Below are 12,255 nucleotides of genomic sequence, written 5' to 3' on the forward strand. Positions count from 1 at the left end.
GATTTCTGTTTAGTAAATCAACTTCAGAGAGAACTGGATCTGCCGCGAAGTTCCGGCAGTCTTCGATATCTCACCAAAGCCGGAGCCGTTCAGGATATTTGCCGGCAGCCCCATATTGACGATGTTGAAGAGATTGAAAAACTCGCCCCGGAACTGCAGATCGATGCGCTCTGCGCCAGAGGATCTACGCCCGAACGGAGTATCTTTGATCATCGCGAAGTCGTAGTCGTAGTAGGCGGGTCCGCGGAAGGTATTGCGTCCGAGCGTGCCAAAGCGCCCCAGGTTGGGACCGGTGCCACCAGCAATATGAACGGGGATATTGAAATAAGTACTGGCGTTAGCGGCTCCCATACCGAAGTAGTCTTGGCGGATTGTTCGGGCAGTTGACAGCTTTGGTATTGCAATCTGATCTGGCCGGTCGACGCCGTTCGCTCCGTCACCTGTCTGCTGAATGCCTGAGTAGACCGTGAATGGCGCGCCAGATGAAATAGACGAGATGGAAAGCAATTCCCATCCGTAAGTGAAACTGCGCGGAAGAGCGCTCAGGAAACTCGCGCTCTCTAAGTGCAGATCTTCCGCGGCGCTCAATCCAAAGTTATGCGTTGCATCAAAAGCCGACGGCCCCTTCTCTGCGCGCAAGTCGAATGGGTCTTGCGACGCACCTGAGGTTGTCGCTCCTGTCGATCCCGTGCCGCCGAACACGAGCGACGAGGTATCGATGGATTTGCTGAACGTGTAGGAGGCCTGGATACCAGGGCCGCCGTGGCCCACGCTTCCCGAGAGCGACGCTTGCATCGCGTTGTAGTTGGAGTGAACATCATTGGTCATCAAGTTCAATACGCCGAATCCCCCCGCAATTTCGCCCGCAGAGTTGAACTCTGTATAAGGAGCAAACTCCGGCGTTGCACCGGGGTATGCATTTGGAAAGCTTATGCGAGGCAGCTTCTGGGCTGCGGTGCCTACATAGCCTAGATCTGCAGTGAGGTTGGCGACTTTGCGCTCAAGGCCAAGGGTCCAGGTATAGAGCGTTCCATTGCCGAAGCTCTTGTTGATGCCAGATAGATTGAGCGCGCTCACTGCACCCGAGGAAGTAACCGTGGCCAGATCCTTCTCGTAGCGGTCCACATCCATCGGCGTGTTGGCAGGAATCTCCTTCGTTCCCTTCGCCAGGATGTCATTGCCGCTCAGATCGTAGGCAATCGGCAATATCGATGGAGTGATGGTGAACCCATAAGCCAATGGTGCGCTCGAAGAAGACTGGCGCCGTGGGTAGATCACGAAAGGAGTGGAGCCGGTGAGCATGTTGTCTTGCCAGATATTTGGTGGAATCACTGTCACCGCTCCGCCTAGGTGCACCGTGAGGTTTTTGACCGGCGCCCAGGAGGCCTGCACCCTTGGCCCCCAACCGTTCCAAGTGGTCGAATAGCCGGGCTGCGGATTGACGAGGTACTCCAGCTTCCCGCTCACTACTCGGGGCGATCCGGTGCGATTAGCGCGTTCGGTGATCGGCGTGTAGTATTCCCAGCGGACACCATAATCGAGTGTCAATGTTGGTGTGGCCTTCCATGTATCTTCGACGTACCAGTTGTAATCCCCGCGGTTGATTGCAGCAGGGCCAATGTGTGCGCCTCCAGAAATTCCGGGCGGCGCCACGGCAACGATGTATGCAAAAGGGGAGCCGGTAAGGAAGCCGGAAAGTGTATCGGGCAGCGGCTCGCCCACATTGATGTCGTGCTTGCCACTTGTTGATGCGATCGCTTCCGTCGCGTAGGCGGTGCCGCCGCCAAAGTCGTACTCTCCGTTCGGTGAGGTACCAAAATAGGTCGTATCCGCATTTTCCCTGATCTCGAAACCTGCCTTCAGGGTATGTCGCGCGGTGGTGAAGCTCATGTTCTCCCGCTCTTGAAAAAGGTTGCCATACGCCTGCATCACCGAACCGCCCGCACTATTGAAGGCCTCGAAAAGGCCATCCTCAAACTTGACTGCAGGATCGGTGTAGTCAGGTGTGGGAAAGCCCGGAGTGGAGCGAGTAATCGAAAGCGATGACTCCAGCGTCAGCCTGGGATTGAATGTAGTCGTGAGTGTACCGACAACATTGCGCTGCCGATCCAGGTATTCGACTCCAAATGCGGGATCGACCGCCGTCTGGTCCGGATTGGTCGTTGGCCCCGTCAAATTATCCATCGTGAACCGGGCAAAGAACTGGTTGCGTGCGGATACCTTGTGATCAATACGCAGCGAGAACTGATCCGCATTTGTTGTCACCTTCGACGCCGTCGCATAGGTGTTCGCACCGTAGGACCCGGTTGGCAAATTCGGTAGCGGATAGCGGGCCAGAATTGCTGCAATCGAAGGGTTTACCGGCACGGCCAGCGTGTCGGATGTGCCATCTGGAAAATTCGTAGTGTCATAGACGATATTCGAACTGCCTGCAGGCCTCTCTGCAACCGTCGGCACGGGCATCACCTGCGTCGTGCCGAGTACTTGGCGAAACCCCTGATATTCCGTTGCATAGAATGTTTGCTGGCGGCCGTTGTATAGGTGCGGAATGTACACAGGTCCGCCATTCGTGAATCCAAACTCGTTGCGCCGAAAAGGGGGAATACGCCCTGGATACGCCGGTGTCGGATTATCAAAGTAGTTGCGGGCGTCAAATGCAGAGTTCCGCACGAATTCAAAAAATGAGCCGTGGAAGCCACTTTTCCCAGAGCGCGTGATGATGTTGGTGAAGCCTGCCGCCCCACGACCGATATCGGCTGGCATCCAGCCGGAGCTGGATTGCAATTCCTGGATTGCGTCAACGTTGAAGTTCGGCATGATACTCCCACCCATCTCCGGATCGCTGATGTCCGAGCCGTCCATGGCAAATGTTGCTTCCACGCCGCGCTGACCGTTAATGGCAAACTGCTGGGTAAAGTTCGTTGCTCCGTTGGTATCCGTCATGGTGCCTGCGGCCAGCAGCAGCAGCGTGCTGAAGTCGCGCCCATTCAGAGGTAGAGAACTCACCGTCTGACTGGAAAGCGCCTCACCTCCAGTCGCGCCCGTGTCATGCCGCGCCGCGACCGCGATTTCACCACGGCTGGATAGCGTGATGACGACAGCTGGTGGTGCGGGCGTCAGGTCGATTGACTGCCCATACCTAACGGTTTTTCCCTCAGCGTCAATCGTGAGCCTGTACTGCCCGGCGGGGAGCGCAGGAACCGTGAAGCTTCCATCGGCAACGGTGTCCGCCTGGGCCGTTGCCGCTCCCGAAAGCCTCACTTCGGCGCCAGCAATCGGAGCACCTTCGCTGTTGCGCAGCAGACCATGCCAGGCGACAACGGTCTGCTCCTGCGCACAGAGGGGCGCTGCAATCGCGCACCCCAGCACCAGCAACTTCCTCACAGAGCCTGCGAATCTCTTACATGTCCACTTCATCGTTCTTCTCCCGTCCTCTTCGCCCTGTGGTTATACCGTCGTCCGCTTGATGCCGTAACGCTGAGTTAGCCACGCCCTTACTGGCTCGTCGAAATACTTCAGAATCAACCAACCCACAATGATCGCGAATGGAATGGTCAAAAAAATCCATGTCAGCTTTACATCCAGGCTGGGATGCCTTGTCCACGAGTAGCCCGCGAGTACGTATACGAACGGAATGTGAGTGATATAGAGCGGATAAGAGAGGTGACCGCTGAACTTGCAGAGCCTGATCATGCCTGTACCTGCGTTCGAGTGCGCCCCACAAAGGATGATGACCGGAAACAGGAGGAGCACGCATGCCGCGTCATAAAATCCGTTCAGCGAGTATTCGCCAACCTTGGGGAAGACTGGCATCTGAAAACACACCACAAGCACGATCGAAAGCAAGAGCAGTCCGATTTTGGGCACGCGAATCCGGTCATGAACCCGATAGAGCCAGAGGCCCATGACAAATGAAACCGTCAGCCTCAACGGCGCCATCCAGATCCTCGGGTAGTCCCAGCCTCCATCCAGCGACCCTTGTGCATTGACGGTCCAAATAAGCAGGAATCCAGATATGCCGAAGATGATTGCCAGAGTTAGCGGGCGCAGGCGACGAAGAATCAGAGCGTAGGCGATGTTTGCCAGATATTCCTGCATCAAGGACCAGGCCGGCCCGTTGAGCGCCTGAGTTTCGTTATGCCGTCCCCCGACTGGCGGCGAAGGCAGCAGGAGCAATGAGGTGATATAGGCCAGCAACAACATCGGGGCATCCGTATGGTTGCTCGCCTTACTGAAGGGATCGAAGAGATAACCGAGCAACCCCAGAGTGGCTCCGATCAGGACCAGTGGATGGAGCCGGATAAGACGAATACGGAAGAATTGGAGAATCGACATCCGCGTCCATCGATCATCGTAGGCATACGCGACCACAAACCCCGACAGCGCGAAGAAGAAATCGACTGCGAGATAGGCATGTTTGACTAGGGCCCACGGGCCGTGGAATCCAAACGAGTAATTGAAGACGTGGAAGATCACGATCAGGAATGCGGCACTCCCCCTCAACCCATCCAATACTTCGAAGTGTTCTTTTCCGCTACTGGTGCGGTCGACAACTACGGGAACATTCATCGGTCAGAAATCTCCACAGTTCCGGCGCCGATCCCACACTTCTGCGTCGTCTGCAGGCTCAGTGGTTAGCACCAAAGTCAGACTCTGAGACACCGCAGCTTTCAATTGCGAGAGAGTGCCTGAAGTCGAAGGGGGTTTAGCGGACCTGCTGCTTTTTATTCCAGTCAGGTTCCGCTTCGTCGAGCATCTTAAGATCCGGTCATCGGTGCCTGATCAAGAGCACCACAAGTCCATATGGAGGCACAGTGGTCGTAATCCTCCCATCCTGGATCGATGCCGGCTCCGCTGGCGACAGAGAGCCCGCCTTCTGCAAGCGGGAGATCTGTTCTGGACTCAGGTTCTCTGGCCGGCCCATTTGATCAAACAGCGCAAGACTATTCCCGTGCGTGCTGTCCACGCGATAGACAGTGGCGGTAGGCATGGCACTGAAATGCTCCAGTTGCACAATGAATGTGCGCGGCGCACCCGGTAGTGTGGACTGCTGAGTGTAATTCGGTCCGCTGCCACCGGGCGGCACATAGTTCCACAGTGCAACCGCGAGGTTTCCATCTGAGAGTTTCGTAGCCAGAACAGAATCGGAATCGACCGCCATGCGACGGTCTCCAAGCTTGTGCAGAATGGCCAGAGCATTCAGTGATGCCTTCGGGATGTTGTTCGGTGCAATCACACCGAACCCGCCGTAATACGAAGACCGTGCTACACCCTGCTCCTCGAACACATCGGAAAATGTCCAATAGGCCAAGTTTTCGACCAGCCCATCGCACTGTCTGATCGTGTTCGCGAGCCACGGTCCCATGTACGGTGAATCGGTGACATTTGGCTCGTTGGAATAGCTGGCGCCGTACTCAGAGAAAATCAACGGAAGATGCGGGAGCGGCGACGATGCGATCTGATCATGAACCTTCTTCACTGCGCGATACACCATTTGGTCGCGAGGAACATCCTCACTTGTCCCAAGTACGTTTGGGGCGCTGTCGTTTCCGTAAACGTGCGTCGAAACGAAGTCAACTGGAATGTGGTTCTCATACACGTGAGCCAAAAAGTCAGGAACCCAGGCTGCCTGAGCCGTGGCTGGGCCACCTACCTGGAGTCGCAGCGAAACAGACTTGATCGCGCGTGCCGTGTGATCGTAAAGATCCCAATAGGTCGACTGCTTCGGTGCTCCTCCCCAGAAGTCCAAGTTGGGCTCGTTCCAGACTTCAAACTTCCAGGTGCTAACCTCATTGATACCGTAACGAGCAACGAGGTGAGCGGCAAAGGCCTGAATCATTTCATCCCAAAGCTTGTAGTCTTTCGGAGGCGAAACAATGGGGTGATAGAAGAACGGATGGAGAGCGTTTGGATCGGCAGCCAGCTTTCGAGGCATGAAGCTCAGTTCGACGAACGGCTTGATGCCCTTGCTCAACAGGCCGTCATAGATCTGATCGATATACATAAAGTTGTATGGCGATGAATCGTTGACGGCTTCGGCAGCCAATCCGGGATTCTTGATCACTCGGTCAGGATCATAGAGCCCTACCTCGTCCGTTAGGATTCCGTGAAAGCGAACGGATTCAAATCCCGTAACGCTTTTCACGGTCTCAATGTCCTTCCGGTAGCTTTCCCTCAAGGACAAGATCGCGCGTCCTGAACCGAACGTCTTTTCCCAAAAATGCGGGAACGCTGTGGTCGGCGCATCTGCATCGATGTGGATTTGAATGGTGCCATTCTCCTGGCCCACAAGTGACGAACCCAGAAGAAAGCAACTACATATCGCAAGCGTCCATTTACGAAATCCATACATAGCAAGTTTCCTCTGCAGGTAAGGCTACTCTTCCCGAGCAAGAACGCGATATTCGGGTTATTGGGTGGCAATGAGCTTTTCGGTGCGGACAATTGCGTCACGCCGACGCGCGAACCGGCTCATCCCAGGAACAACATCAATGAATCTGGAGGTTCCCCGAGAGCGGTGTGTTATCTGAAGCAGCCCCGACTAGCACTTCGTAATCGCCAGGTGCGAGGCTCCAACTGTCGGTGGCTTCGTCGAACGTCTGCAACGGTCGAGGATCAATGGTGACTGTCACGGCTTTTGATTCGCCAGGACCGAGGTTGACACGCGTCCATCCTGCGAGCCGCTTGAACGGCTCATCGGAGCCCTTGGGCAGTCGCACGTAGACCTCCGCAATTTCGGTACCGGGTCGTTTTCCCGTGTTCTTGACATTGAAGTGGGCAATCTTTCCGGCGGAATCGACAGTCAGTCCCGAGTATGCGTAAGTCGTATACGACAAACCGAAGCCAAAGGCGAATAACGGCTGTTTGTGCTGCATCTCGAACCACTTGTAACCGACAGCGGCTCCTTCGTCGTAGTGAACGACGTAGTTGTCCAACGGGCCACCCGGACTCATCGGGTCAGCATTTGCTTGCATTTGATTCAAAGAGGATGCCGATTGAATAGCAGCTCTAGGAAGATCGTTATCACTCTTCGGGAATGTCAGAGGGAGTTTGCCGCTCGGATTAACATCGCCAACCAGCACGTTGGCGAGCGCCCTATGACCCGAGCTGCCGGCGAACCACGCTTCGACGACGCCGGGAACGTTGTTTACCCAAGGCATCGAGACTGCGCTTCCGGTCTCGAGGATGACGATCGTGTGAGGATTCGCAGCAGCCACCTGCTCAATTAAGGCATCCTGATTGTCCGGAAGCGACAGGCTCGGGACATCCATATCTTCAGACAGCCACTGATACGCAAATACGATGGCCAGATCGGCGCTCTTGGCCAGATTCGCAGCGGACTGCAAGTCTTTTCCAGAATCAAAATCAATTTTCGTATTCGGCAGTTTCGCTTGGAGAGCTTTTAGCGGAGAGGTCGGGAACCAGATATGCTCCTGCCAGACCGTTGCACCCTTGCCAGGAGGCATAATCGCATTGCCCCCAGGCGGGTCAACCTGTGCCGATCCCCCACCGGAAAGCATCCCAACGTCAGCGTGTCCACCAATGATCGCAATGCTATGGACCTTAGTCGGATTGATCGGAAGCACGCTAGGACTATTCTTCAGCAAAACGATGCTCTTCTCTTCAACCCTTTGCGCCACTTCTAAACCCTTTTCGACATCGGGAACGCTGGTCTGAATCGGGTTGTCAACGACGCCGGAGAGAAATTCGGCATACAAGACGCGACGCGCGTGGTCGTCAATCTCGGAGAGCGGCACTCTTCCGGCATCGACCGCGGCTTTCAGCTTCGGTCCGAAGTAGTCCGCCATTGGCTGTTCTTGGTCGAGGCCCGCAGCCGATGCCTTCTCGGTGCTGTGCGTTCCGGCCCAGTCCGAGATTACGAACCCCTTGAAGCCCCAATCCTTTTTGAGGACCTCGCGCAGCGTGTAGGAATTCTGACAGCCGAAATCCCCATTGATTCGGTTGTAGGAGCACATCACCGCGCCCGGATTCGCAATCGAGATCGCGATGTGAAAGGCGAGCAGGTCGGATTCCTGCATGGCTCGTTTGGAGATGATGGAGTTGACGAAGAAGCGTCCCGTCTCCTGGTCGTTCATCACGTAGTGCTTGATGTCGCCAACGACATGTTGAGCCTGTTCGCACTTCATGAGATTGCCGACCACGGTGCCGGCGAGAAGGGGATCTTCTCCCGCGTATTCGAAGGTGCGGCCATTTCGCGGTTCCCGGGCAAGGTCGACGCCGCCCCCCAGGGTCATGTTGAAGCCCTGCGCTCGGAGATCGCCGCCAATCACATCGCCGAACGCGCAAGCGGATTCCACATCCCAACTCGATGTTGCCCCCAGGCTCGATGGCATGGCGGTTGAATACCTGCCGTTCGCCCCGCTGTCCCTAACCCCATAGCCGGCATCCGAGATGACGATCGGGGGTATGCCCAATCGCTTGACACCTTCAACGTACCCTGCGCCGCCATTGCTCAGCTCCGTAAGAGGCATGGTCCACTGCGGATTATGCGCCATTCCATTCCCGTGGAGCAGCGACAGCTTTTCGTCGAGCGTCATCTGCTTCAGCACCAGATCGGCGCGCTCTTCTGGGGAGAGGTTGGTATTCATCCACGGACGGTCTGCACTTTGAGCGAGGGCTACGGACGCTGCGGCAGAGGCTGCCAGAACTGCGATGACGAAAAGAGAGAGGGTACTAATCTTGCGGTTGTACATGTGCCTCCAGCTAAAGTTCACGAGCGATTGACCGACTGGACTCATTTGGACGCTTTTATCCCGTTTTGAAGAATGAATGTGGCATTGTTGGTGTGAAGCTCTTCCAAGTACGCAACTCCGTCCACGACAGAAGTGACCACACCGGTCTTGCCCTGATTACCCTCTACCACGCGTGCGAGAACCTCGACTGTTTTCTGGTCTTCCGTCTTGATGGTCAACCTCACTCGCGATCCTGAGGGTGTGCTCCAGGCCACTTCGCATATTCCGCGAGGAAGCTGCACGTTGCCTGCTCGGGCAGCAGTGGCAAGATAGAACGTCTGGGAGTTCTTAGCCGCCATAAGGGAGGCCGAAGACAGCATGAATAAGAGTGCGACACCAAGAATGCGTCTCACGGAAAGTCTCCTTTCAGTTCCTGGCGGGAGCCTGCGGATTCCCTCGAGAACTTCCATACGCATTCAGCCTAGGGCCGGCCGCTCTCTCTGTGTAAGCTGCATCGTGCAACAGATAGCGCAAGGGCACGTATAAGCGTTGTATTTGCAATTAGATAGGATCAGGATGGATGCGGGCTGGGAGGGATGTATGATACAGGGTTTTTCAATGAACGAGACGGTTTACCATGTCTCCACGGCAACAACCGTTGGCGGCCCAGGGTGGCCTTCAATAACGCTTGCTTCTATTACAGCTTCCAGATTGAGCTGGTCCCAATTCTTCGGAGCCTTTTGCAGCATTGCATCCAAGTACGCTGGATTGGAGACAACCTCGCTGGCTGCTTCGGTTCCCTCCCCTAAAATGCCTGCCAGGATGATGACTGGCTCACCTGTGACCTTGTCGTGAAGCCGGGCGACAACAGCGTAGTCGCGTGCAACGCTCTTGCCCGGAACTTGCCATTGAAGCGTCCAGATTCCCTTGGGAGAGCTCTTGCGATCCACCACCTTGCGTACGTGATTGTCAAATTCGAATCCTATGGGCAGATCCTGTGTTATGCGCATCGTCCAGGGATTGTCAAAAGCCCCAATCATGACGGATGGGCCTTCTCGCAACTGAGCGAAACCGGTATCAGAAGCGGCTAAAACACGAAATTCGCCATTCTTCGGCACAAGGGGAGCGATGGAACGCGCAAGTGTGATGACATCATAGACGTTCAGACTGCCGTTCTCTCCAGCGGGAATCGCGGGAATCGTCCTGGTTTGAAGATCGACAGCGTCGATCGGAACTCCCAGGCAGTACGTGATTCGGCTTGAAGTTGCAGTGATTGGCTCCCAGAAACGTTCCAGATTCGTCCGTTGACCTGGAGTTGTGGGTGGGCCCGAAAATCTAGTCCGGGCAACGCCAAAGCCAATAATTGCCGCCATGATCAAACCGGCTGCGATCCATATCCCATGACGAACGGTGAGCCTCGGAGGTGCTCCTTGGGAATCTGCCGGCAAAACCGGCGACAAGAGATCTTCCCGCAAGGACTCGGCGTGCTCCGCGCCTTCTATTGGTACGGCAGATTCCATTAGATGGTGTGCAGGTTCACGAAAACACGGGACATAGGTGCCGACGGGCAATTCGATCACTAATTCCGTAGCATGTTCCGGATTGACATAATATTGGCTCAGTCTCTTCCGGACTTCCGCTGCCGTCATGCGAACCACCGGATCAAGGTTCACATCGTAGACAGGTTCCCGCCCGAAGGCTTCGACACCGATTGTCCGTTCCTTCAACTCGCTCGCATTACCAAGAAGGGTCTGCTCAACTGTGTAAGCGAGCAGCACCGGGTATCGCTTGCTGTTCGTGAACAAAGAGTGAGCGAGAAGGCGATTCAACTGTTCTCGAACCAAGGCTGGACTTAATGCCGGTTCAGCCCCCTTTAGTTCCCTCTCGAATTGTGACAACGATGACATTCTCAATTCGGCCTCTACTCGAAGACACACCGTGCCGGAATCGCAGCGTCTCTAGAACTCAAACGATTCAGCACAAAGCCGACAAGGACCCTGACACCAGCGGCAACGCACAATCATTTCATATTTCACGGACTCGCGTCATGACGGGGGATAACCCGCTGGGCGCCATTCAGACCATCGGCGGAACCGCAGCGCTACCCGAAGCCCTCCCCTGTCTCCACTGAGTTTTTGAAATTTCTGAGTCACGCTGATCGGGAACGTCCGACCTGTAGCACGCGCTCCGCCGAAGACCTCGCCCGCGAAGGAGAGCAACGTCACGAATTTGCTGATTTATCCCCCAACATTTTGCAGAGCGCCCGCTCGCTTCGCAAAAGCCGATTTTTCAACCCTTCCTGCGCGTGATCTCTGCTCCGACACGGCATCCGGATTGGCGTAAAGCGAGAATCTCTACAGTCAACATGCCCGTTTCCCGGTACCGATCCTGAAAATGACGCCGAAGTGTTTACTCCTATATAACTTCCGGATCGGCCACTAGCCGCTCGCACGCCGAATCATCCGGAGAATTCTACGTTGCACAGGGATTTGATAGACTCTGGTCAAGACGAAAACCCGACGACAGTCGAACTTACATGAAATCATCCCTTTCGAAGGGACCGCTGCGAACGCCCTGGGGCTCGCCAGCCTTCCTGAGGAGCCCTTGGATGTGCCCAGCGACGAAGATTTCTCCTGTTTCAACGAAGCCCGCAGCTTCCGCCAAGATCAATCAGGAGGTGACTCCTTTCGAAGCGCTGGCCAGCATCTGCTCAGTTCTGGTGGTGGGCCTGTTCATTCTGACCTTCTTAGCTCAGAACTACGTCATTCCGTCAGGCTCGATGGAGAACACGCTGCTTGTGGGCGATCACCTGGTCGTCGACCAGATCACCCTAATGCCGCCTGCTTCGTGGATGCCGCTCATCAGGTATCGCGAGCCGAGGCGCGGCGATATCGTGGTCTTCCACAAGCCCGTCAATCAGCCTGGTATTGATGCCACTGACGCCGACGGAACACCACAATACACTCCCCTGGTGAAGAGGTTGATTGGCGTACCGGGAGATCATATTCATCTACGCAACGGCATTGTGATTGTTAATGGTGTTGCAGAGCCGGTGGGATTTGCGCAGCCGACGACGACGGATAACTTCAACGAGTTCCTCGATGATTTTCCCGCAGTACCCCCGGCAGCAGCATCTGGGGCGACAGAGTCGTGGGCCGTGAACTTCTCAAGCTATATCCAGGATGGCGACCTGGTGGTTCCACCCGGCATGTACTTCATGATGGGCGATAACCGGCACAACAGCCTGGACTCGCGCTACTGGGGCTTCGTGCCACGCGCCAACATAATTGGCCGGCCTCTCTTCAACTATTGGTCGTTCAAGGCCGCAGATGGACAACTTGAACAAACAGGATTCGGTCACAAGCTCGCGTGGATCGGCCACGTTCTGGTGCATTTCTTCCCAGACACGCGCTGGAAACGCACTTTCCACGTTGTTCGTTGAACCGAAATTGTAAGATCCCCATTTGATCTTGGTGCGCTCCGGTCGTATGACCGCCTATTCGGCAATTACTACTTGTGCGCTACCCGACACGCCAGCCGCAGTTCTTGCCAGGATTACTCC

Annotated in this window: 7 protein-coding genes; 1 reads left to right on the forward strand and 6 read right to left on the reverse strand. The window is 55.6% G+C overall.

Features of this window, described 5'->3' with window-relative positions; translation table 11 throughout:
• Nucleotides 1-9: 9 nt before the first annotated feature.
• From OHL23_RS23950 to OHL23_RS23975, 6 genes are all read right to left on the reverse strand, one after another.
• Nucleotides 10-3,417: a TonB-dependent receptor gene (locus OHL23_RS23950; protein WP_263354557.1), complete on the reverse strand. Its 3,408-nt coding sequence runs from the start codon at nt 3,415-3,417 to the stop codon at nt 10-12.
• A 30-nt stretch (nt 3,418-3,447) separates the two neighbouring features.
• Nucleotides 3,448-4,569: an acyltransferase family protein gene (locus tag OHL23_RS23955; protein ID WP_263354558.1), complete on the reverse strand. Its 1,122-nt coding sequence runs from the start codon at nt 4,567-4,569 to the stop codon at nt 3,448-3,450.
• 199 nt (nt 4,570-4,768) lie between these two features.
• A complete protein-coding gene (locus tag OHL23_RS23960; RefSeq protein WP_263354559.1) occupies nt 4,769-6,352 on the reverse strand; it encodes a GH39 family glycosyl hydrolase in 1,584 nt (527 codons plus the stop codon).
• Nucleotides 6,353-6,488: 136 nt separating this feature from the next.
• Nucleotides 6,489-8,714, reverse strand: coding sequence for a beta-glucosidase (locus OHL23_RS23965; protein ID WP_263354560.1), 2,226 nt, complete (start codon nt 8,712-8,714; stop codon nt 6,489-6,491).
• Between the two features lie 41 nt (nt 8,715-8,755).
• A complete protein-coding gene (locus OHL23_RS23970; RefSeq protein ID WP_263354561.1) occupies nt 8,756-9,106 on the reverse strand; it encodes a hypothetical protein in 351 nt (116 codons plus the stop codon).
• A gap of 219 nt (nt 9,107-9,325) precedes the next feature.
• Complete coding sequence (locus tag OHL23_RS23975) at nt 9,326-10,522, reverse strand: hypothetical protein (RefSeq protein ID WP_263354562.1); 1,197 nt, start codon at nt 10,520-10,522, stop codon at nt 9,326-9,328.
• Nucleotides 10,523-11,301: 779 nt separating this feature from the next.
• On the opposite strand from OHL23_RS23975, the gene lepB reads away from it, so the two are divergent.
• On the forward strand, nt 11,302-12,135 hold the full coding sequence (gene lepB / locus OHL23_RS23980) for a signal peptidase I (protein WP_263354563.1): 834 nt from the start codon (nt 11,302-11,304) through the stop codon (nt 12,133-12,135).
• Nucleotides 12,136-12,255: the final 120 nt, after the last annotated feature.

This window comes from Acidicapsa acidisoli, from assembly GCF_025685625.1.
Taxonomy (GTDB): Bacteria; Acidobacteriota; Terriglobia; order Terriglobales; family Acidobacteriaceae; genus Acidicapsa; species Acidicapsa acidisoli.